Below are 26,191 nucleotides of genomic sequence, written 5' to 3' on the forward strand. Positions count from 1 at the left end.
GCCGGATATGCTAACGATGCGTTCACCCGTGATATGGTGACTTGCCCATCCTCGAGTGGCTGCCGAAGCACTTCTAAAACCTGACGCGGAAATTCGGGCAATTCATCTAAAAACAGTACGCCATGATGACTGAGTGTAACCTCTCCGGGCCGTGGAATGGTCCCCCCGCCAATCATCCCGGCGGGAGATACGGTATGATGGGGGTTACGAAAAGGTCTGACCTTGATCAGCCCTCCATTGCCATTCATCAGACCGGCAACGCTATAGATTTTTGTAACCTCTAGCGCTTCCTGGTCGGACATAGTCGGCAATATTGATGGGATGCGGCGAGCCAGCATGGTTTTACCAGAACCAGGCGGGCCTACCATGAGAATATTATGCCCACCTGCAGCAGCGATTTCCAAAGCCCGTTTTGCCGCTGCCTGTCCCTGTACATCGGCAAAATCCTCGCCGGCTATAGGCGCTGGCTCCGTCGCAGGCCCTTTTGCCGCCGGTGAAAGCCGTTGCTCACCTCTAATATGAGCTACAACTTGTCCCAATGTTTCGGCAGCATATACCGTCATACCGCCCGCCAGCAGCGCTTCGGCCGCGTTTTCCGGAGCTACAAAAAGGTTGCATAATCCTTCTTCGCGACATTGTATGGCCATAGCCAGTAGGCCGGCAATCCCCCTCAGCCTGCCTTCAAGTGAAAGTTCGCCGATAAAGGCATATTGCTTGCAAGCCTCGATATCCAGTTGGCCGCTTGCGGCCAGAATACCCACGGCGATCGGCAAATCGAGCCCGGATCCGTCCTTCTTAAGATCAGCAGGAGCAAGATTGACCGTGATACGCCGGGCTGGAAATTCAAAACCGGCATTTTTTATCGCTGCGCGAACCCGTTCTCGCGATTCGCGTACAGCCGCGTCCGGCAACCCGACAATATCGAGGCCGGGAATGCCATTGGCAATATCAACTTCGACGGTAATTACTACTCCATTTATTCCTAATGTTGTCGAACCAAAAGTTTGTGCATACATTTTGGGCGCCCCCACTATCGCTGCTGTCCCTGCCAGCGTTCATACAGCTGATGCTGAATATTAAGCTGATCGCAGATTTTTCCTACCATCATATCAATAAGTGCCTGCAAATTCCGAGGACGATGATAGAAGCCTGGACATGCAGGAAGAATGCGTACCCCGATTCTAGCAAGCCTTAACATATTTTCAAGATGAATGGCGTGGACGGGCGTTTCCCGAGGAACGAGTATTAACGGCCGGTTTTCCTTAATTGTAACGTCTGCCGCACGTGTCAGGAGGTTACCGGCAATCCCGCCAGCAATAAGTCCAAGTGTATGCATCGAACAAGGCGCAATAATCATAGCATCTGTTCTAAATGAACCACTAGCGATAGGCGCAGTAATATCGTCCACATGATACAACTGGTGGACTAGGGACGAAACCATCTGAGCCCCGACGCCGCATTCATATTCTAAAACTTCCCAGCCGTGTTTACTGACCACGGCATGTACTTCACAACCTGTTACCTGCAGTACCTCCAGTAAACGGTAGCCGTAAACGGCACCACTTGCCCCGGTTATCCCTACTACAATGCGCACCTCAGTCCCACCTATCTACCAAAAAAGGCATTAACAATATGATGATACCGCAATTTGTTGTCTTTTCTCACAAATACTTCCAGAATATCAAACCGAAATGACATGTTGTCTCTGCCTGTCGACCTTAAATACCAGAGAGCTGTGCTGATAATTTTTGCTGTTTGCGATAATTGACTGCTTCAGCAGGAAAGCCGAACTTCTCCGAACTCCTTGTTTTAACTTCGACAAAAACGATCGTCCCCTGCCTTTCAGCGACAATATCAATTTCTCCTATCCTGCAGCGATAATTTCGCATCAGTATTTTATATCCGTTTCTGGCTAGATAGTCAGCCGCCGCATTTTCTCCCATCTTCCCCATCATAATATTGTTCACCAGCGTTCTCTCCTCGCGGTTTTACATCAGACCTTTATCCTAAATACTTCGGATTACAACTGCCATGTGTCTTTATCCTTTGCTTCCAACAAAGCGCCGATCTACCCGGTAAATATACGCTAAGACCTCGGCAACTACTTGATACAATTCCGGGGGTATCTCCTTGTCAAGTTCCACAGCCATCAGCAGGGAAGCAAGGGCAGTATCCTTATAAACGGGAACAGCATGCTGGGCGGCAGTAGCCAAAATTTGCTCTGCTACATAACCTGAGCCTTTTGCCACCACTTTAGGCGCCTGCTGAGTTTGTTGGTCATAACGGAGCGCTATGGCTTGTTTTTGCCTCGCTTGTTCAGAATTATTCATTCCCGCTTTCCTCCCGCCCGCCAATCCGTGTCTTTTTGGCAATCACCACAATATTTGATAAAACAATATGCTTTTGTGCTACACCCGCGCGAATTTCCGGCACAAATTCCTTAAACGTTTCCGCGGCTTCTAGAGTAGGAAATTCCACCTTGAGCTCTATTAGTCCCTTGTCATACAACCTGAAGAGAACGGTCACTATCCCCAAATGTTCAGTGGCCATACTAACCCGTAACCAGGTTTCATAGTGAGATAATGAATCCGTGCGTTGTTTCTGCTGCTCGTGGTAAATGTGGATATGTACAGGATAAGCTTTTGTTGCTCCATTGAAGAAAAGTGGCAAAGTAAATTCTAGTACCAGCCGGTCCGGGTCGCTTGCCCGACCGGCAATAAACCGCGGCTGAAGGGATGTGGCTAGTCGTCGTAGCGTGCGCGCAGCTTCTTGTTCTACTTCCGTCCGCACCAAGGTCTTCGCCCCTACCGCGGGCATCGCTTGTTCTTCGCCGGAAATAGCTTTCCATTTTTGTTCCACGGCCGCAGCCAATGCCAACATCTTATTGGCCATTTCGCGCTGACCTTGTATGACTTTTGCCAGCCCTTGCTGAAGCGTACCAGTACTCTGGCGGTGTTCCCGCAGAAGTATTGCCGCCTGCTCACGAATTTCGGGCGGTAAACACAGCAGTAGCTCCTGTTGTTTCATGACAGCATGGCCAAGCTCATCTAGCAGCAGCTTTAGCGTCTGACCAATGACTAGTTCATCCTCCAGGTTTCCCGGTTGACTTGCTCCCTGAGCAGTATTCTGGCGAAGACAGACGCCGTTGGAAAATATTGGGAGAGTAGTGCCTTTCGCGATTGAATTATCAATCTTCACCCTAAGCCTCCCCATGATTTGATTGGCTCGAAGCTGCGGCGGTGAATGGGGCAAGGCCCGAGCCGCCGCAATGCCGCCAAATGCTCTGGCGTGGCATATCCTTTGTGTTTGGCAAAACCATACCCCGGATATAAAACATCCATCTCGTCCATGTACCGGTCCCGCACTACTTTTGCTACAATCGAAGCAGCGGCTATAGAAGCGCTTAAAGCATCGCCGTTAATAATTGACATATGAGGCAGCACGATCTTACGAAGCGGCATAGCATCAATTAGTGCCACTTGGGGCTTTGGACTTAAGTTCTCCAGCACACGATACATCCCTTGTAAAGTTGCCTGGTAAATATTCATGCTATCTATTTGGCATACAGGAATTACAACATGGTTTACCGCCACGGCGGTGCCAATAATTTTCTCGTATAGCAGACTCCGCTGGTGCGGCGATAGCTTTTTTGAATCATTGAGCATCGGTAAATGCTGCCGCTTTGGCAAAATTACCGCGGCGACGACGACCGGCCCAGCCAAAGGCCCCCTGCCGGCTTCGTCGACCCCGGCAATTAAATCCAACCCTTGTTCGTAAAAAACGCTCTCATATAAATAAAGACTTTGCACCCGTTCATATTCTCGCGCCCGTTCTTCCTGACGTTTGCGCCATTTAGCAAGTAACCGGGCCACCGCAATGCGATCGTCAGACTGCAGCGCTGCCAGCAATTCAGGCGATACATTATCCTTTTCCAACATCCTCGCAATCTGTGGTATGGTCATGTGGCTACTCGCCAAAACATTCTCCTCCATTTGTCATAGTCCTTTTTTTTATTCTTGCTTTACAGGAAAAACCCTTCCAGACAGTCGAAAACCGGTACGCTGAATTGCATACCGGTTTCATGCTTAAAGTTGATTTTATTTTGTTACATATTCTTAGCCGCTGGTGGATAATCCAACGTAAAAGGCCCCAACTTACCAGTACGAAACTCTGTCAAAATAATACGGCGCACTTTTTCATGATCTACGATACCACCCGCCCGCAGACACCCTCGCTTACTGCCGATTAAGTCAAGCAGAGCGGCTGCATCTTCCGGCAGTGGCGGCGAAAGTTTAAAGCGCTCCACCAGCCGCTCGGTATAACAAGATCGCAGCATATGTAGCAGCTTGGTCGCAACCGCTTCCACGTCGTATACGTCTTCATGGATCGCGCCGGTTATAGCCAGTTTGAATGCTACTTCTTGATCATCAAACTTCGGCCATAAGACACCCGGAGTATCTAGAAGTTCGAGATTCTTTCCGATTTTAATCCATTGTTGCCCCCGTGTGACGCCCGGTCTATCGCCTGTGCGCACAACAGCTGCACCCAACAATCGATTAATTAACGACGACTTTCCTACATTGGGAATGCCTAAGATTATGGCCCGAACCGTCCTGCCTTGGATCCCCTTGGCTTCCAGCGCTTTCAATTTGGGTCGAACCGCCGTCTCCACCTGGACTATAAGTGTTTTTACCCCTTTACCGCTGACCGCTTCCAGCGGTACGGCGGCAAGCCCTTGCCGCCGGTATTCAGCTATCCATCGCTCCGTCCACTGGGGTTCGGCAAGGTCAGCCTTATTGAGAGCAATCACCCGTGGCTTGTTTCCCACTAATTCATGAATGACCGGATTGGCACTGCTAAGTGGTATCCTGGCATCAAGCAGTTCAATGACAACGTCAACAAGTTTTAAATGCTCTCGAATCATCTTATAGGCTTTTGCCATATGGCCAGGGAACCAATGGATATGCATCAAACACCCGTCCTTATCTTCACTCGACACTTTAAGTTTATTTTATGTTTACGGCAAGGTTTTTATGTGGTCAAGGGGCCAAAAAACCATGACTGCCTTACCTTTTATCAAATGTAAAGGTACAAAACCTACGTCGCGAAACCGGCTATCCTCGGAATTGTTGCGATTATCACCCATAACAAACACATGTCCCGCCGGTACAGTGGAAAGCGGATAGGAACCCCGGGTTTTTTCCAGTATATATGGCTCTTGCATCAATTGACCGTTCACGAAGACACGTCCGTCCTGAATTTCAATCGTGTCCCCCCCCACGGCAATAACCCGCTTGATAAAGTCCCGGCTGGGATCACGAGGGTAGCGAAAAACAATAATTTCCCCTTTTTCCGGTTCCTTAAAACGATAAATAAATTTATTGACTACTAGCCGTTCGCTGTTCACCAATGTGGGCCGCATAGAAGGCCCTTCTACCATATATAGTTCGACAATAAAGGTGCGAATAAAAAAGGCCAGTGCCACAGCTACAACGATTGATATAACCCAATCCTTAATTTCTTCGCCAAGACTCGTGCTGCTCAAAGTGAGCCCCCCCTTACCGCATGAAGAAAAGGGACTGAAAATCAGTCCCTATTACTTTATTTACCTGTACGCTTTTCTTTAATCCGAGCCGCTTTACCGGTAAGGTTGCGCAAATAGTAGAGTTTAGCCCGCCGTACCACACCTCTGCGAACCACTTCGATTTTCTCGATGCGCGGGGAATGAACGGGGAAAGTGCGTTCTACACCAACTCCGTAAGTAACCCGCCTTACCGTAAAAGTTTCCCTCACCCCGCCGCTTTTGCGGTTAATAACAATGCCTTCAAAGACTTGGATACGTTCACGGTTGCCTTCCACAACCTTTACATGGACGCGAACGGTATCCCCAGGGCGGAAATCAGGAATATCTTGCCGCAGTTGCTCTTGTTCCAAAATCTTAATAATGTCCATTATTTGTGTTCCTCCTTATACTAGACGTTCATGCTGGTTGGGCAGAGGACCGTCTGTTTACACGCCAAAAATTATATCATAAGCTTATGGGAAACTCAAGAAAGACTTTCGCCTGACCACCATGTCTCCCCTAGCAAACGATCAAGAATAATCGCCGCTGCCGCGCGGACGGATAAGTGATTGTAGTCGCATGAGCCATAAATCGGCTCCAAGATATAATAATCAAACTGTTCCATCACTTCTTTTTGTATTCCCCATCCCGTGCCAAATAAGAGCAGGCACGGGCGGCCGCCTTCGTGAATACGGCGGCGTAATTCCCAATAGGAAATAGTATTCGGGTACTTGCGCGCATCGGTGGTGACAATAAAAGGCGGTTTCCCTTCCCGCTCGGCAATCAGGCGAGCGGCTTCCTCAATAGAAGTTATTGTTTCGACAACACGAAAAGCCTCGCGCCGGTCAGGATTATACTCCCCGCCATAGCCTTCCTGCCAATAATTTAGAATTTCCTTAGCCAGCGCTAGTTGGTTCTCAAGAGGATGAATAATAAAATACTGTTTTATGCTATAAGTACGGGCAGTACGGGCTATATCATGAATGTCAAAATTGGTAATTGCCGTAGTGATTACTTCGCTACGCTTATTATAAACAGGGTAATGGACTAATCCTACATAAACAGCGGTTTTCATATATTAGCACCCGCTTTGTTCCCGTTTTATCTCGGCTAACAACTTGGCATCCTCTTCGCTTAGGACGCAGGATGCCAATAAATCCGGACGCCGCTCCAAGGTTCTTTTTAAGGACTGTTTACGCCGCCATCGTTCAATTTTGGCATGATCGCCAGAGAGCAAAACTTCCGGAACCTCCCAGCCGTTAAACTCACGCGGACGAGTATACTGCGGGTATTCCAGCAGCCCACTATAGAATGAGTCATGTACAGCAGCGTCGCTTGCCCCCAAAACACCGGGAATCATCCGTGCTACCGCGTCGGTAACCACCATCGCCGGCAGTTCTCCGCCTGTCAGCACATAATCCCCAATAGATACGGCTTCGTCAACAACATATTGCCGAATACGTTCATCAACGCCCTCATAATGGCCACAGACTAAAATCAAATGGTCATAAGCCGCCAGTTCCCGCGCCTTATGTTGGGTAAAGACCTCTCCCCCGGGGCACATAAGAATAATGCGCCGCTTGTTCGACTCCACCGCTGTTTTAGCGCTCTCCACCGCCCGGTATAGTGGTTCCGGTTTCATCACCATCCCCGAACCGCCGCCAAAGGGATAGTCGTCCACAATACGGTGTTTATCATAGGCAAAGTCGCGGGGGTTGATGATATTAACGATTAAGAGACCTGCTTCACGGGCACGCTTGATAATGCTATGTCCAAAAGGCCCGTCAAACATTTCGGGAAACAGCGAGATGATGTCAATACGCATATGTTATTCCCATTCTTCCTGCGGTTTAATTACCATCCGACCTTGGGCGAGGTCGATTTCTTTCACTACTTCTTTAATGGCAGGAATAAGTAAAGGACGGTCGCAGTCCTCAACGACATAGACGTCATTACTACCGGTCTGCATTACGTCGGTCACTTTGCCGAGGTATGCGCCATCAATGTCGTAAACCTTAAGACCGATAATTTCAAAAATATAATAATGTCCTTCCGGCAAAGGCACCAAGTCTTTACGTGGAACTTTTACCAGTTTACCGCGTAAATTCTCCACAGCATTACGGTCCTGAAGTCCTTTAAACTTCAGTAGTATAAACTGTTTGTGCTGTCTAGCGCTTTCAACGCTCAAACGAGTGCCGTCATCGAAATAAGCCGTTTTCAGTTGTTGAAAACGTTCAGGGAAATCGGTAAGCGGTATAATACGAACGTCACCCCGCACACCGTGCGGGGCAACGATCTTACCAATAGCTACAAGATCTTCAGGCATATTAACTGCGGAAAGCGATAATTTTGCCATCTTCCGAGCAAAATTTCCCGTTCCCATAATTTTATGCAGGTCGTCGCCAACGCTTACCGTAACGATTCGCTCCATGCTCCCCTGAACGATTTCGGCACCAATTTCTAGCTGTGCTGTTTCTTTTAGCCTTTCCAGCATATGGTTCTTAAATTCGATGCGTTTCTGTCGTTCGGCATCGATCTGCTGCCTTAAGGCCACAAGTCCTTGCGCATCCTGTTTAGCTTGCTCGGCCATTAGACGTTTGGCATGGAACTCTATTTGTTGCAATTCCATATCGGCTTTCTTTATCGCATCCTGAATTTCTGCAGCCAAACGACTTTTTAACTCTTCAGTTACTTTGGCCTTAATGGTAATCGGACACTTGAGCGTAATGCTGTCCATCATGGACCCACCCCTTATACGATTTCGACGGTTGCCTTTTTATTTTCCCGGGTGGCGGCGGCCTTTACCACCGTGCGAATAGCCTTGGCGATACGGCCTTGTTTGCCGATAATTTTCCCCATATCCTCGGAAGCTACTCGTAACTCGTAAACGGTGGAGTTAGCGCCTTCGGCCGCTGTAACGCTGACCTGGTCCGGATTATTTACTAGCGCTTTGGCGATAACTTCTACCAACTCTTTCATTATTGCTGAGCCTCTTTCTTGGAACGCTTAATTTCGTCCCACTTTTTCAGGACACCGGCTTTGCTGAACAGTGCCTTGACCGTTTCCGTTGGCTGGGCGCCTTTTTGCAGCCAGTCGATAGCTTTCTCTTCGTCGACTTTGATGGTCGCAGGTTCGGTCGTGGAGTCATAATGACCCAGAGTTTCGATAAAACGCCCATCGCGCGGCGAACGGGCATCGGCAACCACAATGCGATAGAAAGGACTTTTCTTAGCGCCCATACGTTTCAGACGAATTTTTACCGCCATGAAATCACCTCCTTTACAAAAGTTTACACTAGTAAAACTACAGCGCTCTTTAATTAATGCATGAAAGGCAATTTAAAGCCTTTTTTGCCCGTCTTCTGCATCTCCTGCAGCCGTTTCATCATCTTTTTCGCTTCGGCAAATTGTTTCAGCAGACGGTTTACGTCCTGAACCTTAGTGCCGCTACCCATAGCAATACGTTTACGCCGGCTGCCATTAATAATCGAGGGATCACGCCGCTCTTTTTTCGTCATTGAGCGAATGATGGCCTCCACATGCTTGAGTTCCTTTTCATCGAATTTTAAACCCTGCAGTTTTTTTAGGTTGCCCATGCCAGGAAGCATGCTAAGAAGCTGATCGAGCGGGCCCAGTTTTTTCAGTTGCTGTAGTTGATCTAAAAAGTCATCAAGCGTAAATTCCTCTTTGCGGATTTTCTTTTCCATCTCTCTGGCTTGTTCCAGATTGATGGCTTCTTCCGCCTTTTCAATAAGACTTAAAACATCGCCCATACCCAGGATGCGAGAAGCCATCCGGTCTGGGTAAAAAGGCTCAAGAGCATCAAGCTTTTCGCCCATCCCTACATATTTAATCGGCCGCCCGGTTACTGCCCTTACTGACAGCGCCGCACCGCCGCGGGCATCACCGTCCAGCTTAGTCAGAATTACGCCGTCGATGCCGAGTTGCTCATTAAAGGCTTCCGCTACCGTAACGGCGTCCTGACCGGTCATCGCGTCAACAACCAACAAAATTTCGTGCGGTTTTACTGTATTTTTAATTGCTTTGAGTTCGTCCATCAACTGTTCGTTGATGTGAAGACGCCCGGCCGTATCGATAATGACAATATCCCGTGCGTGCGATAGGGCGTGTTCAATCGCCTTTTGGGCGATACGAACCGGGCTTTCCTTGTCGCCAAGAGTAAAAACAGGAAGTCCCAGTTTTTCTCCTAACACCTGCAGCTGCTTGATAGCAGCTGGACGGTAAACGTCGGCTGCAACCAGGAGCGGGCGTTTATTTTGCTTTTTAAGCAGGTGCGCAAGCTTGCCTGCTGTCGTCGTCTTGCCGGCTCCTTGGAGACCCACCAGCATTACGACCGTAGGGGGCCGTGAAGAAATAGTTATTCGGCTTTGTGTGCCCCCCATAAGTTGGGTGAGTTCTTCATAGACAATTTTGATTACATGCTGGGCCGGTGTAAGACTGGCCATCACTTCCTGTCCTACCGCGCGTTCTTTAACCCTGGCAATGAAGTCTTTGGCCACCTTAAAGTTGACGTCAGCTTCCAGCAGAGCCATTCGCACTTCGCGCAGCGCATCGCTGACATCACTTTCAGTCAGTTTTCCCCGCCCGCGGAGTCTTTTTGAAAGTCTGCTGCAACTTGTCCGCCAATCCTTCAAATACCATATTCCCACCACCTTCATGTTTCCAGCAAGCGTTCCAGAATTTCCAGCGCCTTACTAACTTGGGGCTGCTGAAGAACCTCTGCGGGCAAGCCGCTTAAGAGTTCGCATGCCTGGCGGATACGTTTCTGCTCAGACTGACGGCGCTCCACCAATCGCAGCTTTGCTTCAAATTCTTCTAGTATCAGCTCTGCCCGCCGCAATATGTCATGAACCGCTTGGCGGGAAACGTTAAATTCTTCGGCGATCTCCGACAGCGAATAGTCCTGAAAATAGTGCATCTCCAGACATTCTTTCTGCCGGTTAGTAAGCAGGGCACCATAGTAATCGTATAGTACCCCGATCCGCAATACCTTATCTAGCATACCATGCCACCTTCTTGCTGGCAAGGAAAAAACCTTTACAGTCAAATTATAAAAAAAAAGAGTAGACATGTCAAGCACATCTACTTGTCAGTAAACAAAGCTGCGGCAAAATCCTGAGCATTGAAAGGTCGCAAATCGTTTACACCTTCGCCCACACCGACCCACTTAACCGGAAGGCCAAGTTCGGTCTTTATTGCAACCACAACTCCGCCCTTTGCCGTGCCGTCAAGTTTAGTCAACACTACGCCGGTAACGCCTGTCGCCTCGCTAAATAATTTTGCCTGGCTAATAGCGTTTTGACCAGTAGTCGCATCAAGAACCAACAGGGTTTCATGGGGCGCGTCGGGAATTTCGCGGGCGATAACGCGGCGAATCTTTTTCAGCTCCTCCATAAGGTTTGATTTGGTATGCAAACGTCCAGCCGTATCAATGATGACAATTTCGGCCTTACGGGCTTTAGCCGCTTGTACGGCGTCGAAAGCAACCGCTGCCGGGTCAGATCCTTCACTATGTTTAATAACTTCAGCGCCAATGCGCTGGCCCCATATTTCTAGCTGGTCAATGGCCGCGGCGCGGAAAGTATCACCAGCCGCCAAAAGCACTTTCAAACCTAATTGCCGATAATAGTTGCCAAGTTTGCCAATAGTCGTTGTCTTGCCTACACCATTCACACCCACCACTAAAATTACTGTTGGCGGCTCGGGTGCCAGACGCATGCCCGTCCATCCTTCCGACAAAACAGCGCATAGCCGTTCCTGCAGCACGGGTTTAAGCTGCTCCGGCGTTTCAATTTCGCGGTTTTTTATGGCTTGACGGATGTCTTTCATAAGCGTTGCGGTTGTTTTAATTCCAACATCGGCAGACAACAATACCGCTTCTAATTCATCGAGAAACTCGTCGTCAATTTTTGTATAGCCGGTGATTAATTGCTCAATTTTTTCTGTAAAGTTTTTACGGGTTTTCTCCAGTCCCGCCTTTAACTTGTCAAAAAAACCCATGACCATATTTCCCCCTTCACTAGCCCGCCTTGTCCATGAATTTTACTGATACTAACCGCGATACACCGGATTCCTCCATGGTTACTCCTTGCATGATATCAGCAAATTCCATAGTTCCTTTGCGGTGCGTGACTACGATGAACTGCGTCTTGCCTTTATAATCACGAAGGAATTCACTAAAGCGCTGCACATTTGCTTCGTCAAGAGCGGCATCGATTTCGTCTACTACACAAAAAGGCGAAGGTCGATATGTTAAAAAGGCAAACAATAAGGCAATAACGGTAAGTGCTCGTTCACCGCCGGAAAGCAAAGCCAGATTTTGCAGTTTTTTCCCCGGCGGCTGAGCAATAACGTCAATACCGGTATTCAGAATATCATCCGGCTGTTGCAATACCAACTCAGCCTTGCCCCCGCCAAACAAACGGGTAAAAATTTCGCCAAAGTAACGATTGATAGCCGAAAAAGCTGTTTTAAACTGTTTGGCCATCGTATCATCAATCTGATTAATAACCGATGTCAGATACTCTTTGGCCGCAATTAAATCCTGGCTTTGGCTTTGATAAAAATTGTACCGCTGATTTAGCCGGTTATATTCCTCAACCGCCGCTGGGTTTACGGGGCCAATGGCCGCTATCTCCATTTCGAGGCGGCGAATGAGACCTTCTAACACTTCAGGAGGATCGTTCCGCCGCAGCATGGCGGCCTCCTCAACCGATAAGGAACAACTGTCCCGCAATTGCTCTTGACAATGGGCAATTTCATAATTATATTTGGCAGCTATCAGCGAAACATCATGCAGACGGTTTCGCAGTTCCTGGTGTTTACGCCGAAGCTCACGGATGTCCTTGTCCACTCTTTGGAGCTCCGCCAGCAGATTGACTTTGGTCTGGACCGTTTCCTGACGCTGCCGCTCCCATTCGCACTTTTCGGTTGACCGCTTTAGGCGAGCTACGGTTAGTGCATCAATTTCTGCACCGGCGCGGGCAATTTGGTCGGCTATGTGAACTTGCTCATCCCGAAGATTTTGGAGCTGTCTGTCTAGTGCCCCTTTGTCCTGCTCATATTGTAAGCAGTTTGCCTGACCGGTATGAATATCCTGTTCAAGAGTGGCAAGTTGTACTCTGCGTTCCGCAAGTTCAGCAAGCAGCTCTTCCTTTTGCTCCTGTAGTTTTTTTAGCTCCTGTTGCAGGCGTACCATGGTTTCTTTTTGCTGGCTGTCGCGGCTTTCCATAAGCGCAATACCGTTCTCTAAATTCTTAACGCTTTGGGCCAGCTCCTGTTGCTCGGCCTCGTTAGTCTCCATTTCTTGCTCAATTGTCTGTAAGGCCAGACGTAGGCGCGCCGCATCGGCGCGTACTGTGTCAAAATGAACAGCTACTTCGGCCAGTCGAACCTCTTTTCCCTGCATTTCGCGCTGAACAGCCGCGATTTCGGCGGCCAAACGCTCCACTTCAGTGCGGGCCGCCACGGCTTGTGCTTGCTGCGCCGCTAGGCGCTGATCCATTTCGGCCAGTCGCTCCTTAAGCTTCTCAATTTCGTGGCTTCGCCCCAGAAAACTATTTTCTTTTTTGGCCGTACTCCCACCTGTAAGAGTACCGCCGGGGTTAACTTGCTGTCCGTCAAGTGTTACCAGTCGAACGGTAAAGGACTGCTCTTTCGCAATTTTAACGGCCGCGTCCAGGGTTTCCACAACTACTGTATGCCCCAGCAAAAAGTCGATGACAGGACGATAGATAGGTGCACAGTCCACCAGCGAGGCTGCCAAGCCGATGGCACCTCTGGCCTTGGCCGCTGCAATTTCCGCTGGTCGAGGCAAAGAAGGTCTTACGGTGTTTAACGGCAGAAAAGTAGCCCGGCCAAGGTTATGCGTTTTTAAAAAGGCAATGGCTTGCTTAGCCGTCTCATCATTATCAGTAATGATATATTGAAGGGCCCCGCCTAAAGCAACTTCAATTGCCGTAAGATATGGTCGAGCTACTCCTATTACCTCTGCGACTGCCCCGTGAATGTAACGCCGCCAAGGTGCGTCGGTCTTGAGCAGGCTTTTTATTCCACGGGAGAAACCTTCATAGTCCTGCTGCATTCCGGTTAGTATTTTTAGCCTTGATCTTAATTCATCTCTTTCCGCCTGCAAGTTATGCTGAATCCGTACAAAGTCCTGAAGGTGCTGTTCCCATTTTTCTTTTTCGCTCGTCAATACGCTGATCCGGTCTTTGGCACTACCGATTTGTTGGATTAACCAGTCGCGCTCGGCAGTCAAGTTTTGCCGCTGCTCTTCGGCTTTTGTTAATTGGGCTAAATAGTTCTGCCGTTCAGCAGCTAAGCTGTCCCGGCGGGCAACGAGTTTTGCCAGGTCACGTTCCATTAAACGCAGTTTATTCCGCTCATCCACTAATTGCTGAATATGCACGAACGTCTGTGCTTTACCTTGCTCTAATTCCTGTTCGGCCTGGTGAATGTCCATGACCAACTTTTCGTAATTCGTGTTGCTGGCGGCTAATGTTTCCTTGGCGGCAGCTAACTGGGTTTCCTTTGCAGCCAAAGTACTCTTTAGAAACGTTATTTTGGCATCAAGACCTTGTGCCGTATCCTCCAGACGAGTAATCTCTCGTGCTACCCGCTCACCTGACCGGTGTCCCTGTTCAATACGTTCCCTGAGAACGGCCAACTTGCCGTCAATCCGTTCCAATTCAGTTGCCGCCTGGCTAATTTGCTGATCAAGAATACTTTGCTGCTCGCTGTACCGGTTAATTTCATCGGTTAAACGCTCTTTTTCCGATTCACGCACTGATAATTGGGCAGCAGCAACGACTTCCTGCTCGGTTAGGGTCTCCTGCTCCAATCGGGCGCTCTCGGCCATTTTTGTCGCCCGTTCCAAACGATCCAGCAGCACAGTTACCTGACAAGAAATTAATTCCTGGCGAAGAACATTATAACGTTTTGTCCGCTCCGCACTCTCAGCTAGCGGACCGAGCTGATTATGAATTTCAGCGATTAAATCGTTAACGCGCACTAAATTTTGCTCTGTCTCCTCCAGCTTACGAAGAGCTTCTCGCTTACGATGTTTATACTTGGTAATCCCGGCTGCTTCTTCAAAAAAAAGTCGCCGTTCTTCTGCTTTAGCGTTTAGTACCTCGTCAATTTTGTTTTGGCCGATCACCGTCAAAGAGTCTCGACCTATCCCAACATCAAAAAGAAGTTCATGGATGTCCTTTAGGCGGCATGGCGCTTTATTAATATAATATTCACTGTCACCGGAGCGATAAACCCGGCGGGTAATTGTCACTTCGTTAAAATCAAGCGGCAAAGTGCCAGAACTATTATCAAAGACGAGTGAAACCTCGGCAACGCCAAGCGGCCGGCGTTTAGCGCTTCCGGCAAAAATGACATCTTCCACCTTTGCGCCCCGTAAGTTACGGATATTCTGTTCACCGAGCGCCCAGCGAATAGCATCAGTAATATTGCTTTTCCCGCTGCCGTTCGGGCCAACGATTGCCGTAATCCCGGGTCCAAATTCAACTTCTGTTTTATCGGCAAAAGATTTAAAACCGTATAATTCCAGTTTGCGTAAAAGCAAACCCAATCACCTACATTTGCAAATTACACCAAAATTGTAACACGGTGCACTATATTGTACAATAAAAAACCTGTTTGCGGTAGAGCAAACAGGCCCAAAGCAATGCTTGATACTGATATTAGCGAGGCTCAACAATAAACCGGATAGCTGTGCGTTCCTCGCCATCGATGGAAATCTCCGCAAAAGCAGGAATGGTAACAAGATCAATGCCATTCGGAGCAACAAAACCACGGGCAATAGCTATCGCCTTAATGGCCTGATTGACTGCCCCCGCGCCTACCGCTTGCACCTCGGCTGAACCTTTCTCTCTAAGAACAGCAGCAAGGGCGCCTGCTACAGATTTGGGATTTGATTGTGCGGATACTTTAAGCACTTCCATTACGCAACCTCCTTTGGTGTAAGGGCTTATGCTACAAAATATTCCGCACCCTTCCTAAAAATTCCTGCTTTGGGATTTTCAAGTATTAAGCAACATAAGCTTATTTAAAAGATATCTTTTTTGGTTTGTCTCGATAATGAGCTCACCTGGGATGTATCCGTCCGCCCGCAATACTATCCGCCCAAGCCGATACCGGTTGCGAAGCAAGGTAATATTTGTCCTTGCTATACCCCGCACTTTTGAGTGGTCGCGCGGATGATGATGGATTACGAACGTATCGGATGGGTACTTGCCGCATGTTTCTAAAAAAGAGACTAACATATAATAAAACAGGCGGCTTTCTACCATTTCTCCAAAGGCTGGATGAAACGGACCAGCAAGCACCGTGTCCGTGCTGGAAAGTTCCTCTGTCGCCTGTAGGCCAACGCGCACTACCTGAATATTACGGCTTTCAAAATACAGTTTTAAAAAGGCAGACCTGCGCACGGCCTCGTCTAATGTAAGCGGCGTATATTGTCCTCGGCGGTATAAAGCGGCAAGGTCCGTATCGGTGATAACAACCGCAGGATAAATTCGGACAAAAGACGGCGAAAGCCGCCCGACAGCAACGGCAGTGCGCAATAGGCTTGGCCAGTCTTCTCCCGGAAGCCCTGGCATTAGCTGCAAACCGCAAGTAACACCGGCCGCCTTAATGATTTGTACCGCCTTAACGACAGCAGCGGCGTCATGTCCTCTTGCCGCAGCAGCCAAAACAGCGTCATCCAACGACTGAACCCCTAATTCAATGGTACTGACGCCAAAGCGGACAAGATTATCGACAATTTCTAAACTAATGCAGTCCGGCCGCGTAGATACCCGGATAGCCTGAATACGGCCATTGCGCAAGGCTTCACTGGCCGGCTGCAGCAGGGCGCGCTGCACCGCCGGTGATAAGGCCGTAAAACTGCCGCCGTAAAAAGCTACTTCCACATACCGCGGCAAGGTAAGACGAGCTAAGTGGATAGCAATAATCTTACCTACTTCTTCGGCAGTAACCGACGTCTCCACCCCGGTAATTTTCCGTTGATTGCAAAATATACAGCGGTGATGGCAGCCATAGTGCGGAATGAAGATTGGAATAATATAATGTTTCATGACTTCTTCCTGTTCTGGCAAAATAGGCGGCCCTAAGCCGCCTATTAGTCCAAACTATTGAGCTTCTTTAACTTTTGCAGCGCTTCTTTCGCGGCGTTTTGCTCAGCTTCCTTCTTATTTTTGCCGCTCCCGGCGCCCAAATGTTGGTGGTTGACGAGCACACTAACCTCAAAAGTCTTGTTATGGTCAGGTCCGTATTCAGCAACTACCTCATAGGAGATTTTGCACTCGCCCGCCTGTTGAACTACTTCTTGAAGCACCGTCTTGTAATCGTAAAAAACATAATCGCCGCGCCAAATCAATGCCAAATCTTCATGGAGATGGTTTAGGACAAAATTGGTCGCGGCGCTAACCCCGCCGTCCAGGTAGATGGCACCAATAACAGCCTCAAAAGCATCGGCAAGAATGGATGTGCGCTCACGCCCTCCCGAAACGGCCTCACCTTTTCCCAGCAGTAAATACTTGCCTAAGCCCAAACGGGAAGCGCACTGAGCAAGACTGGGTTCACAAACCAATCTTGCCCGCGCTTTCGTTAGTTCTCCTTCCGGCAGTTCGGGAAAGTTGCGGTACAGATATTCGCTAATGATAAGCTCCAACACGGCATCACCGAGAAACTCCAGCCGTTCGTTATGCTCTACACCGCCCTTGACTTCATTAGCATAGGAGGTATGAACTAATGCTTGGTGCAGTAAACCTAGATCGTTAAAACTTATACCCAAGCTGGCAGCCAAGTCCCGAAGAGCGTCTTCGCGCCGCCGGTCAAGCGGTCCTGCCATTTGCACTATCCTTTATATTTTTTTAAGAGTATGGTAGCGTTATGACCACCGAAACCAAAGGAATTGGAAATAGCCACATTGACGACGCGCTCACGGGCTTTATTGGGCACATAGTCCAAGTCAAGTTCGGGGTCAGGATTTTCATAGTTAATGGTTGGAGGAATTAAATCGTTGGCAACTGTCAAAACAGTAGCAATCGCTTCAATAGCCCCGGCCGCACCAAGCAAATGTCCGGTCATGGATTTAATCGAACTTATGGCTAGCTTATAGGCATGGTCGCCAAAAAGAGTTTTGATAGCGAACGTTTCATTTTTATCGTTAAGCGGCGTAGAAGTGCCATGGGCGTTAATATAGTCAACCATTTCAGGGGTCAAACCCGCATCTTTAATAGCCATAGCCATACATTTGGCTGCCTGCGCGCCTTCTGGGGCAGGAGCGGTGATGTGGTAAGCATCGGCATTAAATCCATAGCCGGCTATTTCGGCATAAATCCGGGCTCCGCGCGCCAAAGCATGGTCTAAGGATTCTAAAATGAGAATACCGGCGCCTTCGCCCATAACAAAGCCGTCACGATCGCGGTCGAAAGGACGCGATGCTTTCTCCGGCTCGTCGTTGCGAGTCGACATCGCTTTCATGGAGCAAAATCCTGCCACCGCGGCCGGTGAGATGGCCGCTTCTGTACCGCCGGCAACCATTATGTCAGCATCGCCGCGTTGGATAATCTTAAACGCGTCGCCGATCGCATTGGTACCGGTAGCACAGGCAGTAATGACACAACTGCAAGGCCCCTGCAGCCCAAATGTGATGGACGTCTGGCCAGCCGCCATATTGGCGATCATCATCGGCACAAAGAAGGGACTGACCCGGCTTGGTCCCTTTTCAAACAGGACCTTGAACTGGTCATGGAGGGTTTCCATGCCGCCAATGCCAGTGCCAATAATAGTACCGACGCGGGAACGGTCTTCTTGGTCCAGGTTTATGCCCGCGTCCTCAAACGCCATTTTGGTAGCCGCCAAAGCGAACTGGGTAAACCGGTCCATCCGTTTAGCTTCTTTTTTGTCAATAAATTTAGCAGGGTCAAAATCCTTAACCTCACCGGCAATCTGCGTGCTGTAATCGGCCGGATCAAAGCGGGTAATTCGGGAAATGCCAGACTTTCCAGCAACCAAGGATTGCCAGTATTCATCTTTGCCGATACCAATCGGGGTCACGGCGCCGATGCCTGTTACTACTACGCGCTTACTCAAACTGCTCACCTCAACAAGCTAATTTATTTCCTCAACTTCCTTCAAAAGGCGGGCAAAGATCTCTTTCACAGGTAGGATGTCATCTATTTTATGAATGTACTCGCCTGTAAAAACAAGGCCTGTCTCCACATCGCCTTGTTGGGCGCGGGTCAGAGCATCGATGATGCAGAAGTTCTGCTCGCAATGTTTCAGGCAGGCCTTGCAAATATCAGGGGTAGGCGCAGTACCTTCAAGAATTTTCTCGGCAAAAGGATTTTTTACAGCCCGCCCGGGCAGCCCAACAGGGCTCTTGATCAATACAACATCCTCGGGCCTGGCTTTGAGGTAAAACTCTTTCAGCGCTGGCGCGGCATTAGATTCTTCGCTGGCGGCAAAACGAGTACCCATTTGCACACCGTCCGCACCAAGTTTCATGACTTCGACAATATCCCGGCCAGTAATTACGCCGCCAGCCCCAATAACCGGTATCTTTACTGCCTTCTTGATTTCGGGAACCAATACCCGCATTGACTGGTCGGTTCCAAGATGGCCACCGGCTTCCTTTCCTTCGACTACGACAGCGGCTGCTCCTAACGACTCCGAAATTTTTGCTAATTTGACCGATGAAACAATCGGCACAATCGGAGTACCTGACTCTCTTCCCATCCCAAACATATCGCGGGAGAAACCAGCACCCGCGACAATCAGGTCAATACCTTCTTCAATTGCGGTCCGAACAAGGCTAGCAAATTCCCGCGCAGCAACCATGGCATTAATGCCGATGATTCCTTTGGTCAGCGAACGGGCCAGTCGAATTTCGTGGCGTAATTCATCGAGCGGCATTCCGGAAGCAGCAATCAGGCCTATTCCGCCTGCTTCAGCCACCGCAGCCGCCAAGCGTGCCGTCGAAATCCTTACCGCCATTCCTCCTTGGATGATTGGTACCTTGGCCACGAGATGACCAATTCTCAGTTCTGGAAGTTTCAAGAAACAACTCCTCCATTCAAGTGCGCAGTACCTTTAAGAAAGTCCCGCGAAAAGGTAATTTCACGGGACTTTCTTATTTTAGACAGGTAATGCTTAACCTTGCTTTTCCTTGTCTATGTACTCCACAGCGTCTTTAACGGTCTTGATCTTCTCCGCAACTTCGTCGGGAATTTCGATGTTAAATTCCTCTTCGAAGGCCATAATTAACTCGACAATATCCAGAGAGTCAGCACCAAGATCATCGATAAAGGTGGAATCCATAGTTACATCAGCTTCATCAACACCTAATTGTTCAACAACGATTTCTTTTACTTTATCAAAAGTCGTCATAATCCTTTCACCTCCTTCCAAAACAGAGTTACATTACCATGCCGCCGTCGACGTTTATGGTCTGTCCCGTTATATAGTTTGCAAAGTCAGAAGCTAAAAATAATACGGCAGCGGCAACATCATCGGGCGTACCTAGACGACCCAAAGGAATTTTACTGCTTAATTCGGCTTTAACCTGTTCCGGCAAAACAGCGGTCATATCGGTGGTGATAAAACCAGGCGCAATCGCATTGACGGTAATGCCGCGGGGTGCCAATTCCTTAGCCATCGACTTAGTAAAACCAATCACACCGGCCTTTGCCGCAGCGTAGTTGGCCTGCCCGGCGTTACCCATAATTCCGACTACCGAGGTCATGTTGATAATCTTACCGCTCTTCTGTTTCATCATGATACGGGAAACAGCCTTGGTACATTGGAAGATACCTTTGAGATTTGTATTTATAACGGCATCCCAATCTTCTTCCTTCATCCGCATTAGAAGGCTGTCGCGGGTAATGCCGGCGTTATTGACCAAGATGTCAATGCGTCCAAATGCATCCATAGTTTGTTTGACAAGCATCTCTACCGCTTCGGCATTAGCGACATCGGCTTGAACCATAATAGCTTGCCCGCCCTCGGCAACAATCTCGTCCACTACCTCTTTGGCTGCCGCCACATTGCCTGCGTAGTTGACAACCACCTTCGCTCCTGCTTTAGCCATCGCAATCGCTACCGCGCGGCCAATCCCCCGGGACGCGCCGGTTACAATGCCACTTTACTGTCTAAATGCATTTTAACGAACCTCCTTGAAATAATCAAGGGCTTTTTCTAGCGAAGCCAAGTCTTCGACATTCAGGGTAACAACATCCTTGGCAATTTTCTTAGTGAAACCTGTGAGGACTTTCCCTGGCCCAACTTCGACAAAAACATTGGCACCGGAGCGGACGATTTGGGCCACACAATCCTCCCATAAAACAGGATTGGCCGCTTGCTGTACAAGTGATGCTTTAATAGTCTCACCCTTGGTAACAATTTGGCCATTGACATTAGCTACGACGGGCACAACTGCATCGCGAACGGTAATTTTCTCAAGCTCAATCGCCAATTTTTCCGCGGCGGGCTGCATAAGGGTGCTGTGGAAAGGCGCACTAACAGGCAGCATAACTGCCCGTTTGGCCCCAACAGCTTTGAGTTCTTCAACTGCCTTCTCTACGGCAGCCGTACGTCCGGCGATAACAATCTGTCCGGGGCAATTAAAATTTACCGCCTGCACCGGCCCAACCTGATCCTGTACTTGCCTGCAAACTTCTACCACTTTGTCCCGCTCAAGCCCCATGATAGCCGCCATGCCACCCTCACCAAGTGGGACAGCTTCCTGCATATACTGACCACGTTTACGCACCAACTGCACCGCATCAGCGAAATCAATAGCGCCTGCCGCCACCAGAGCCGAATACTCGCCTAAACTGTGGCCAGCAACAATATCGGGTTTGAGACCTTTTTCCTCCAGTACTTTATAGCAAGCCACGCTGACCGTCAAGATAGCGGGCTGTGTGTTATATGTTTTACGTAGCTCCTCCTCCGGACCGTTGAAACAAAGCTCGGTAATCGAAAAACCTAATGCCTCATCGGCTGTTTTAAAGACAGTCTGAGCAATGCTAAACGCATCGTACAGCTCTTTGCCCATGCCTACGGCCTGTGAGCCCTGACCAGGAAAGACAAAAGCCGTTTTTGCCATTTCAGAGGCCCCCTTATTTGGACTCAAAATTTTCGTTAATACCCGCCAACACTTTTGGAATATCGCGTACAATATCCTGAATAATTTCTGCTACCGGCTTGATGTCATCGATCATGCCGGCAATCTGCCCCACCATTACCGAACCATTTTTGACATCACCGTCCCGAGCAGCGGCGCGAAGCTTTCCGGCCCCGAGACGGTCCAACTCTTCTGGAGAAGCGCCACGCTTTTCAAGCTCCATAAACTGTCGTGTTAAATTATTGGCAATAACGCGAACGGGATGTCCGGTAGACTGACCAGTTACGACCGTAGACCGTTCCTTGGCTTTCAAAATGGCTTCCTTATAATTCGGATGGGCAATACACTCCACCGATGCCACAAAGCGCGTTCCGATTTGCACACCCTGCGCACCTAGCGCCAGCGCAGCAACTACGCCGCGGGCATCACCAATACCGCCGGCAGCAATAACCGGTACCGATACTGCGTCGACGACCTGCGGAACCAGCGCCATAGTCGTCACTTCGCCAATATGGCCTCCGCTTTCCATTCCTTCGGCAATGATGGCGTCTACTCCTGTCCGCTCTAACCGCTTGGCCAGGGCTACAGAGGCAACAACCGGGATGATTTTGCTGCCGATTTCTTTCAAAGCGGGAATATATTCGGCGGGATTACCCGCACCAGTAGTAATCACCGGCACACGTTCTTCTACCACTACCTGCATAACTTCTTTGACAAAAGGTGACATGAGCATGATATTAACCCCAAAGGGCTTGTTGGTCATGTTTTTGGCTTTCCTGATTTCGGCACGGAGGGCATCGGGCGGCATATGGCCGGCACCAATCAGCCCCAAACCGCCGGCGTTAGAGACGGCAGCGGCAAGCTCAGCGGTAGCCACCCACGCCATACCGCCCTGCAAAATAGGGTATTCAATGTTTAATAGCTGGCATAGCTTATTTTTAAGCAATAGTGTTGTCCTCCTTGCACCATTTTATAACACAGGACGCCCAAGTCAAACCGGCGCCAAAACCAACTAAAACAACAACGTCACCCTTTTTAACCCTTCCGTTTCGTACCGCTTCCTCTAAAGCAATAGGGATGGACGCCGCCGATGTGTTACCGTATTTATCAACATTTACTATTACTTTGTCCATAGGCAACTTTAGCCGCTTGGCCGCTGACTGGATGATCCGGATATTGGCTTGATGGGGTATCAAGCAATCTACATCCTGATGCCCCAGCCCTGCATTCTCAAGTGCTTTGACGGCTGCTTCGCCCATTACTCTTACGGCAAACTTAAATACCTCGTTGCCGTTCATATGGACAAAATGCAGCCGCTGCGTAACTGTTTCCACCGAAGGAGGTAGCCGGGAACCGCCGGCCGGCAGCTTGAGCAGATCGCCGCCCGAACCGTCGGCGCCAAGATGAAACCCTATCAATCCATAGCCGGGCTCTGTCTCGCTAAGCACCGCTGCACCAGCACCATCGCCAAAGAGTACACATGTATTGCGGTCAGTCCAGTCTAAAATTTTCGACAGCGTTTCCGCCCCGATAACTAGCACTTTTTTGTAGAGTCCTGTTTTAATAAATTGCGCCCCCACTGTCAGACCGTAGACAAAACCGGAACAGCCGGCCACCAAATCAAAAGCCGCCGCCCTGGTGGCTTTCAGATTATCCTGCACCAGACAAGCCACCGAAGGAAAAAACATATCTGGCGTAGCTGTGGCTACTATGATAAGGTCAAGTTCATCAGCGCTTATACCTGCATTGGACAAAGCTCTTTCCGCAGCACGGGTCGCTAAATCTGAGGTAGCAACATCCGGGTCCGCGATACGTCTTTCCCGGATGCCTGTACGTTCGACTATCCATTCATCTGAGGTATCGACCATTTTTTCCAGGTCGTGATTGGTTAGCACTTTCTCCGGTACATAGCAGCCAAGGCCAAGGATGCCTACACCAATATCATTCGCCTTCATTTGTAATGACTCCCTCCTTCGCAATGTTTTCACGGATATGGTCCACCACTCGTTTGTCAGTAAATTCTTTGGCCACTCTTATCGCGTTTTTGATAGCCTTGGCTTTGGAACTGCCATGGCAGATGATAAAGCCGCCGTCCACACCGAGAAGCGGCGCACCGCCGTATTCAGCGTAATCCAGTTTTTTCTTTAATCCCCGAAAGGCCGGCAAAACCATTAAGGAAGCCATTTTGGCAATGAAGCCGCTATTTTGGATGGCTTCTTTCAAAAGTTGCATGATGGCACTGGCCAAACCCTCACCCAATTTTAAAACAACATTACCGACGAAACCATCGCACACGACTACGTCGACTGTCCCTTTCGGAATATCACGTCCTTCGACATTCCCGATAAAGTTAATTGTTGTCAGTTGTTTAAGGAGCGGGTAGGTTGCCAACGCCTGTTCATTTCCTTTTGTTTCTTCTTCACCGATATTTAAAAGTCCGATGCGGGGTTTTTTTATGCCAAGAACATATTCCGCATAAATGGAACCCATAATGGCGCTTTGCACAAGATGTTTCGGCTTACTGTCTACGTTTGCACCAGAGTCGAGAAGCACGGTGGTGCCAGATAAGTTGGGTATCGGTGTAGCGATAGACGGACGTTCAATTCCCTTAATTCGGCCTAGCCCAAACATGGCAGCCGCTACCGCCGCACCAGTACTTCCAGCCGAAATTACTACATCACAGTTTCCTTCCTTTACCAAACGAGTTGCAACAACCACAGAAGCATCTTTTTTCTTACGAACAGCAGCTCCCGGGTGTTCATGCATTTCAATTACTTGCGAAGCATGGTAAACAGTCAGGTTGGAGAGGGCTTGTGCGCCATACCGCTCGAGAAGCGGCTTAATTTTTGTCTCATCACCAACTAGAACAACTTCGCACGCAAACTCTTTAACTGCCTCTATCGCTCCCAGCACAATCTCATTGGGAGCAAAATCCCCACCCATGGCGTCGACGGCAACTCTCATTATTATCTCCCTTCATGTTCCAACGAGACCATAATGAACTTGGCTCGAAACACTTCTTCCACATCGTTCCTAGTTTTTACCCAAATAAAATATTTATTGCCTCTTTTCCGCACAACTTCTGCCTTTGCTACCAGTTTTTCGCCTACACGCACAGGCACTTTATATTTAATATTAGCAACACCGGTAACGGCAGCCGGCGCATCTACCACGGCAAGCGCTAAGGAGTTAGCCTGAGCAAATATATAATGAGCCCGAGCAACCTGGGTTTTCTCCAGAACCATATCGGCTGTTACCGTCATAATGGAGATACCGCTCTTACCAACTTCCAGGTCAATTAATTCACCAATTACATCCGTGCTGGCTATGGCTTGAAGCTTGTTACGGGCTTCCTCGGCCATTTGTTTAATCCGTTCCCGCAGTTCCGGAATACCAAGCTCCAGCCGATCCAAACGGATTAGTCTGCACGCTGACCTGGCAAATATTCAGCCAAGTCTTCGTCTGTTGAAAACGGACTGGTCTGTAGCCTCTCCTTCAACCGCTCCTGCCGGATTTTTTTTTGTATACGCGCCATGGTATCACCTATGTTTATTAGCAAGTATTAAAACCAATTGCTAGTATTTATTATACCGATTAGCTCATATTAGTCAAGCAGATTCTGCCAAAAATAGAATGAGCAAGATAAAGTCCAATTGCCTTTATCTTGCTCACTATACACCCTTTTATTCCGCCGTTTTAACTACTTCCCTACCATCATAATAGCCACACTCCCGGCAAACCCGGTGCGGCATTTTTAATTCATGGCACTGCGGACATTCAATAAGACCAGGAATTGTCAGCTTCCAATTAGCGCGGCGCTTATCGCGGCGGGATTTGGACAGTTTACGCTTCGGTACTGCCATCTAGAACACCTCCTTAGCAGCATTATTCTTTTTTAAGCAATTGTTGCAGTACGGCCAACCGGGGATCGACCGAGCCTTTTTCGCAAAAACATTCTGTTTCATTCAAATCAGTCCCGCAAACAGGACATAACCCCCGGCAACTCTCGCTGCATAAGGGTTTAAGCGGCTCAGCAAGCAACAGGTTTTCGCGCAATAAACCGGTAACGTCGATTTCGTTGCCTTCATAACTGGCGGCATCTTCGTCGGGCAGAAAACCAGGCGTAAAATACCTTTCGGTGAAAGGAATTTCCATAGCCATGGTAAAAGACTTTAAACAGCGGTTACATTCACAGCGCACTTTAGCCTTAATAGAGCCTGTTACTTCAAGGAATTGACCGTTGTTCGCAACCTCACCCTCGACAATAATATCACCGCCATCCCAGCCAAATTCTCCTTCCGCAAGCCCAAGTTCGGGAGCGGAGGTTACAAAGCGGAATGACCTGCGGTCGCCAACCTCTTGTTTTACCTGCGAGATATCAATTTTCATCATTTTCCACTCGACCTTCACTAATTATAGCGGGAGCATCCTGGTTTGTCAAGGAACACTAGGAACTCCTCCGAG

Annotated in this window: 30 protein-coding genes and 2 pseudogenes (1 of these 32 only partly in view); all 32 read right to left on the reverse strand. The window is 48.9% G+C overall.

Going from position 1 to position 26,191, the window contains the following annotated elements:
- Positions 1 to 1,016 carry the 5' portion of a YifB family Mg chelatase-like AAA ATPase gene (locus TCARDRAFT_RS02690; protein WP_007288459.1) on the reverse strand. It extends 511 nt beyond the left edge of the window, so the window shows 1,016 of its 1,527 coding nt (coding positions 1–1,016); its start codon is at positions 1,014 to 1,016; its stop codon lies off the left edge, out of view.
- Between the two features lie 14 nt (positions 1,017 to 1,030).
- Positions 1,031 to 1,594: a UbiX family flavin prenyltransferase gene (locus TCARDRAFT_RS02695; RefSeq protein ID WP_007288460.1), complete on the reverse strand. Its 564-nt coding sequence runs from the start codon at positions 1,592 to 1,594 to the stop codon at positions 1,031 to 1,033.
- A 124-nt stretch (positions 1,595 to 1,718) separates the two neighbouring features.
- On the reverse strand, positions 1,719 to 1,967 hold the full coding sequence (locus TCARDRAFT_RS02700) for a YraN family protein (RefSeq protein WP_408643039.1): 249 nt from the start codon (positions 1,965 to 1,967) through the stop codon (positions 1,719 to 1,721).
- A gap of 72 nt (positions 1,968 to 2,039) precedes the next feature.
- Entirely contained in the window at positions 2,040 to 2,330 is a 291-nt protein-coding gene (locus TCARDRAFT_RS02705) for an EscU/YscU/HrcU family type III secretion system export apparatus switch protein (RefSeq protein ID WP_007288462.1), read from the reverse strand.
- Positions 2,323 to 3,198, reverse strand: a complete 876-nt coding sequence (locus TCARDRAFT_RS02710; RefSeq protein ID WP_007288463.1) for a hypothetical protein — start codon at positions 3,196 to 3,198, stop codon at positions 2,323 to 2,325. The genes TCARDRAFT_RS02705 and TCARDRAFT_RS02710 overlap by 8 nt, the downstream gene beginning before the upstream one ends.
- Positions 3,195 to 3,992: a ribonuclease HII gene (locus TCARDRAFT_RS02715; RefSeq protein WP_007288464.1), complete on the reverse strand. Its 798-nt coding sequence runs from the start codon at positions 3,990 to 3,992 to the stop codon at positions 3,195 to 3,197. Before TCARDRAFT_RS02715 ends, TCARDRAFT_RS02710 begins: the two co-directional genes overlap by 4 nt.
- Before the next feature lie 113 nt (positions 3,993 to 4,105).
- Positions 4,106 to 4,969, reverse strand: coding sequence for a ribosome biogenesis GTPase YlqF (gene ylqF, locus TCARDRAFT_RS02720; protein WP_007288465.1), 864 nt, complete (start codon positions 4,967 to 4,969; stop codon positions 4,106 to 4,108).
- A 48-nt stretch (positions 4,970 to 5,017) separates the two neighbouring features.
- Positions 5,018 to 5,545, reverse strand: coding sequence for a signal peptidase I (lepB, locus tag TCARDRAFT_RS02725; protein ID WP_007288466.1), 528 nt, complete (start codon positions 5,543 to 5,545; stop codon positions 5,018 to 5,020).
- A gap of 56 nt (positions 5,546 to 5,601) precedes the next feature.
- Positions 5,602 to 5,952 carry a 50S ribosomal protein L19 gene (rplS, locus tag TCARDRAFT_RS02730; RefSeq protein WP_007288467.1) on the reverse strand — a complete coding sequence of 117 codons (351 nt, stop codon included), beginning with the start codon at positions 5,950 to 5,952 and terminating at the stop codon, positions 5,602 to 5,604.
- 95 nt (positions 5,953 to 6,047) lie between these two features.
- Positions 6,048 to 6,638 carry an RNA methyltransferase gene (locus tag TCARDRAFT_RS02735; RefSeq protein ID WP_007288468.1) on the reverse strand — a complete coding sequence of 197 codons (591 nt, stop codon included), beginning with the start codon at positions 6,636 to 6,638 and terminating at the stop codon, positions 6,048 to 6,050.
- A gap of 3 nt (positions 6,639 to 6,641) precedes the next feature.
- Positions 6,642 to 7,388 (reverse strand): tRNA (guanosine(37)-N1)-methyltransferase TrmD, encoded by a 747-nt coding sequence (gene trmD / locus TCARDRAFT_RS02740; RefSeq protein ID WP_007288469.1) that lies wholly within the window; start codon positions 7,386 to 7,388, stop codon positions 6,642 to 6,644.
- A 3-nt stretch (positions 7,389 to 7,391) separates the two neighbouring features.
- Positions 7,392 to 8,303 (reverse strand): ribosome maturation factor RimM, encoded by a 912-nt coding sequence (gene rimM / locus TCARDRAFT_RS16270; RefSeq protein WP_007288470.1) that lies wholly within the window; start codon positions 8,301 to 8,303, stop codon positions 7,392 to 7,394.
- Between the two features lie 11 nt (positions 8,304 to 8,314).
- Complete coding sequence (locus tag TCARDRAFT_RS02755) at positions 8,315 to 8,542, reverse strand: KH domain-containing protein (protein ID WP_007288471.1); 228 nt, start codon at positions 8,540 to 8,542, stop codon at positions 8,315 to 8,317.
- Complete coding sequence (gene rpsP / locus TCARDRAFT_RS02760; protein WP_007288472.1) at positions 8,542 to 8,829, reverse strand: 30S ribosomal protein S16; 288 nt, start codon at positions 8,827 to 8,829, stop codon at positions 8,542 to 8,544. The genes TCARDRAFT_RS02755 and rpsP overlap by 1 nt, the downstream gene beginning before the upstream one ends.
- 53 nt (positions 8,830 to 8,882) lie before the next feature.
- A pseudogene (ffh, locus tag TCARDRAFT_RS02765) lies at positions 8,883 to 10,224 on the reverse strand (signal recognition particle protein).
- Between the two features lie 13 nt (positions 10,225 to 10,237).
- Entirely contained in the window at positions 10,238 to 10,585 is a 348-nt protein-coding gene (gene ylxM / locus TCARDRAFT_RS02770) for a YlxM family DNA-binding protein (protein WP_007288474.1), read from the reverse strand.
- 80 nt (positions 10,586 to 10,665) lie between these two features.
- On the reverse strand, positions 10,666 to 11,583 hold the full coding sequence (gene ftsY / locus TCARDRAFT_RS02775) for a signal recognition particle-docking protein FtsY (RefSeq protein ID WP_040682988.1): 918 nt from the start codon (positions 11,581 to 11,583) through the stop codon (positions 10,666 to 10,668).
- Between the two features lie 19 nt (positions 11,584 to 11,602).
- Positions 11,603 to 15,160: a chromosome segregation protein SMC gene (smc, locus tag TCARDRAFT_RS02780; RefSeq protein WP_007288476.1), complete on the reverse strand. Its 3,558-nt coding sequence runs from the start codon at positions 15,158 to 15,160 to the stop codon at positions 11,603 to 11,605.
- Between the two features lie 118 nt (positions 15,161 to 15,278).
- A complete protein-coding gene (locus TCARDRAFT_RS02785) occupies positions 15,279 to 15,539 on the reverse strand; it encodes a stage V sporulation protein S (RefSeq protein ID WP_007288477.1) in 261 nt (86 codons plus the stop codon).
- A gap of 78 nt (positions 15,540 to 15,617) precedes the next feature.
- The gene (locus tag TCARDRAFT_RS02790) at positions 15,618 to 16,673 is read right to left on the reverse strand and encodes an elongator complex protein 3 (protein ID WP_040682959.1); all 1,056 of its coding nucleotides are present in this window, start codon (positions 16,671 to 16,673) and stop codon (positions 15,618 to 15,620) included.
- A gap of 44 nt (positions 16,674 to 16,717) precedes the next feature.
- Positions 16,718 to 17,449, reverse strand: coding sequence for a ribonuclease III (rnc, locus tag TCARDRAFT_RS02795; protein WP_007288479.1), 732 nt, complete (start codon positions 17,447 to 17,449; stop codon positions 16,718 to 16,720).
- Positions 17,450 to 17,454: 5 nt separating this feature from the next.
- A complete protein-coding gene (fabF, locus tag TCARDRAFT_RS02800) occupies positions 17,455 to 18,696 on the reverse strand; it encodes a beta-ketoacyl-ACP synthase II (protein ID WP_007288480.1) in 1,242 nt (413 codons plus the stop codon).
- Positions 18,697 to 18,714: 18 nt separating this feature from the next.
- A complete protein-coding gene (locus TCARDRAFT_RS02805) occupies positions 18,715 to 19,662 on the reverse strand; it encodes an NAD(P)H-dependent flavin oxidoreductase (protein WP_007288481.1) in 948 nt (315 codons plus the stop codon).
- 93 nt (positions 19,663 to 19,755) lie between these two features.
- Complete coding sequence (locus TCARDRAFT_RS02810; protein ID WP_007288482.1) at positions 19,756 to 19,992, reverse strand: acyl carrier protein; 237 nt, start codon at positions 19,990 to 19,992, stop codon at positions 19,756 to 19,758.
- Between the two features lie 28 nt (positions 19,993 to 20,020).
- Positions 20,021 to 20,763 (reverse strand): annotated as a pseudogene (gene fabG, locus TCARDRAFT_RS02815) (3-oxoacyl-[acyl-carrier-protein] reductase).
- Position 20,764: 1 nt separating this feature from the next.
- Positions 20,765 to 21,709: an ACP S-malonyltransferase gene (gene fabD, locus TCARDRAFT_RS02820; RefSeq protein WP_007288484.1), complete on the reverse strand. Its 945-nt coding sequence runs from the start codon at positions 21,707 to 21,709 to the stop codon at positions 20,765 to 20,767.
- A 13-nt stretch (positions 21,710 to 21,722) separates the two neighbouring features.
- Positions 21,723 to 22,673, reverse strand: coding sequence for an enoyl-[acyl-carrier-protein] reductase FabK (gene fabK / locus TCARDRAFT_RS02825; RefSeq protein ID WP_007288485.1), 951 nt, complete (start codon positions 22,671 to 22,673; stop codon positions 21,723 to 21,725).
- Positions 22,666 to 23,682 (reverse strand): beta-ketoacyl-ACP synthase III, encoded by a 1,017-nt coding sequence (locus tag TCARDRAFT_RS02830; RefSeq protein WP_007288486.1) that lies wholly within the window; start codon positions 23,680 to 23,682, stop codon positions 22,666 to 22,668. Before TCARDRAFT_RS02830 ends, fabK begins: the two co-directional genes overlap by 8 nt.
- Positions 23,669 to 24,691, reverse strand: coding sequence for a phosphate acyltransferase PlsX (gene plsX, locus TCARDRAFT_RS02835; RefSeq protein ID WP_007288487.1), 1,023 nt, complete (start codon positions 24,689 to 24,691; stop codon positions 23,669 to 23,671). The genes TCARDRAFT_RS02830 and plsX overlap by 14 nt, the downstream gene beginning before the upstream one ends.
- 2 nt (positions 24,692 to 24,693) lie before the next feature.
- Positions 24,694 to 25,140 (reverse strand): transcription factor FapR, encoded by a 447-nt coding sequence (fapR, locus tag TCARDRAFT_RS02840; RefSeq protein WP_007288488.1) that lies wholly within the window; start codon positions 25,138 to 25,140, stop codon positions 24,694 to 24,696.
- Between the two features lie 270 nt (positions 25,141 to 25,410).
- Entirely contained in the window at positions 25,411 to 25,590 is a 180-nt protein-coding gene (gene rpmF / locus TCARDRAFT_RS02845) for a 50S ribosomal protein L32 (protein ID WP_007288489.1), read from the reverse strand.
- A 22-nt stretch (positions 25,591 to 25,612) separates the two neighbouring features.
- Positions 25,613 to 26,119 carry a YceD family protein gene (locus tag TCARDRAFT_RS02850; protein WP_007288490.1) on the reverse strand — a complete coding sequence of 169 codons (507 nt, stop codon included), beginning with the start codon at positions 26,117 to 26,119 and terminating at the stop codon, positions 25,613 to 25,615.
- Positions 26,120 to 26,191 lie beyond the last annotated feature (72 nt).

The sequence above is a fragment of the Thermosinus carboxydivorans Nor1 genome, from assembly GCF_000169155.1.
Classification (GTDB): domain Bacteria; phylum Bacillota; class Negativicutes; order Sporomusales; family Thermosinaceae; genus Thermosinus; species Thermosinus carboxydivorans.

Excerpts from the sequence above, each read along its gene's own strand:
- trmD (WP_007288469.1), bottom strand. The coding sequence starts at position 7,388 with ATGCGTATTGACATCATCTCGCTGTTTCCCGAAATGTTTGACGGGCCT.
- plsX (WP_007288487.1), bottom strand. The coding sequence starts at position 24,691 with ATGAGAGTTGCCGTCGACGCCATGGGTGGGGATTTTGCTCCCAATGAG.
- TCARDRAFT_RS02735 (WP_007288468.1), bottom strand. The coding sequence starts at position 6,638 with ATGAAAACCGCTGTTTATGTAGGATTAGTCCATTACCCTGTTTATAAT.
- TCARDRAFT_RS02810 (WP_007288482.1), bottom strand. The coding sequence starts at position 19,992 with ATGACGACTTTTGATAAAGTAAAAGAAATCGTTGTTGAACAATTAGGT.
- fabD (WP_007288484.1), bottom strand. The coding sequence starts at position 21,709 with ATGGCAAAAACGGCTTTTGTCTTTCCTGGTCAGGGCTCACAGGCCGTA.
- TCARDRAFT_RS02830 (WP_007288486.1), bottom strand. The coding sequence starts at position 23,682 with ATGAAGGCGAATGATATTGGTGTAGGCATCCTTGGCCTTGGCTGCTAT.
- TCARDRAFT_RS02850 (WP_007288490.1), bottom strand. The coding sequence starts at position 26,119 with ATGATGAAAATTGATATCTCGCAGGTAAAACAAGAGGTTGGCGACCGC.
- rpsP (WP_007288472.1), bottom strand. The coding sequence starts at position 8,829 with ATGGCGGTAAAAATTCGTCTGAAACGTATGGGCGCTAAGAAAAGTCCT.
- rpmF (WP_007288489.1), bottom strand. The coding sequence starts at position 25,590 with ATGGCAGTACCGAAGCGTAAACTGTCCAAATCCCGCCGCGATAAGCGC.
- ftsY (WP_040682988.1), bottom strand. The coding sequence starts at position 11,583 with ATGGGTTTTTTTGACAAGTTAAAGGCGGGACTGGAGAAAACCCGTAAA.
- rplS (WP_007288467.1), bottom strand. The coding sequence starts at position 5,952 with ATGGACATTATTAAGATTTTGGAACAAGAGCAACTGCGGCAAGATATT.
- ylqF (WP_007288465.1), bottom strand. The coding sequence starts at position 4,969 with ATGCATATCCATTGGTTCCCTGGCCATATGGCAAAAGCCTATAAGATG.
- TCARDRAFT_RS02755 (WP_007288471.1), bottom strand. The coding sequence starts at position 8,542 with ATGAAAGAGTTGGTAGAAGTTATCGCCAAAGCGCTAGTAAATAATCCG.
- TCARDRAFT_RS02790 (WP_040682959.1), bottom strand. The coding sequence starts at position 16,673 with ATGAAACATTATATTATTCCAATCTTCATTCCGCACTATGGCTGCCAT.
- TCARDRAFT_RS02715 (WP_007288464.1), bottom strand. The coding sequence starts at position 3,992 with ATGGAGGAGAATGTTTTGGCGAGTAGCCACATGACCATACCACAGATT.
- ylxM (WP_007288474.1), bottom strand. The coding sequence starts at position 10,585 with ATGCTAGATAAGGTATTGCGGATCGGGGTACTATACGATTACTATGGT.
- rnc (WP_007288479.1), bottom strand. The coding sequence starts at position 17,449 with ATGGCAGGACCGCTTGACCGGCGGCGCGAAGACGCTCTTCGGGACTTG.
- TCARDRAFT_RS02705 (WP_007288462.1), bottom strand. The coding sequence starts at position 2,330 with ATGAATAATTCTGAACAAGCGAGGCAAAAACAAGCCATAGCGCTCCGT.
- TCARDRAFT_RS02785 (WP_007288477.1), bottom strand. The coding sequence starts at position 15,539 with ATGGAAGTGCTTAAAGTATCCGCACAATCAAATCCCAAATCTGTAGCA.
- rimM (WP_007288470.1), bottom strand. The coding sequence starts at position 8,303 with ATGATGGACAGCATTACGCTCAAGTGTCCGATTACCATTAAGGCCAAA.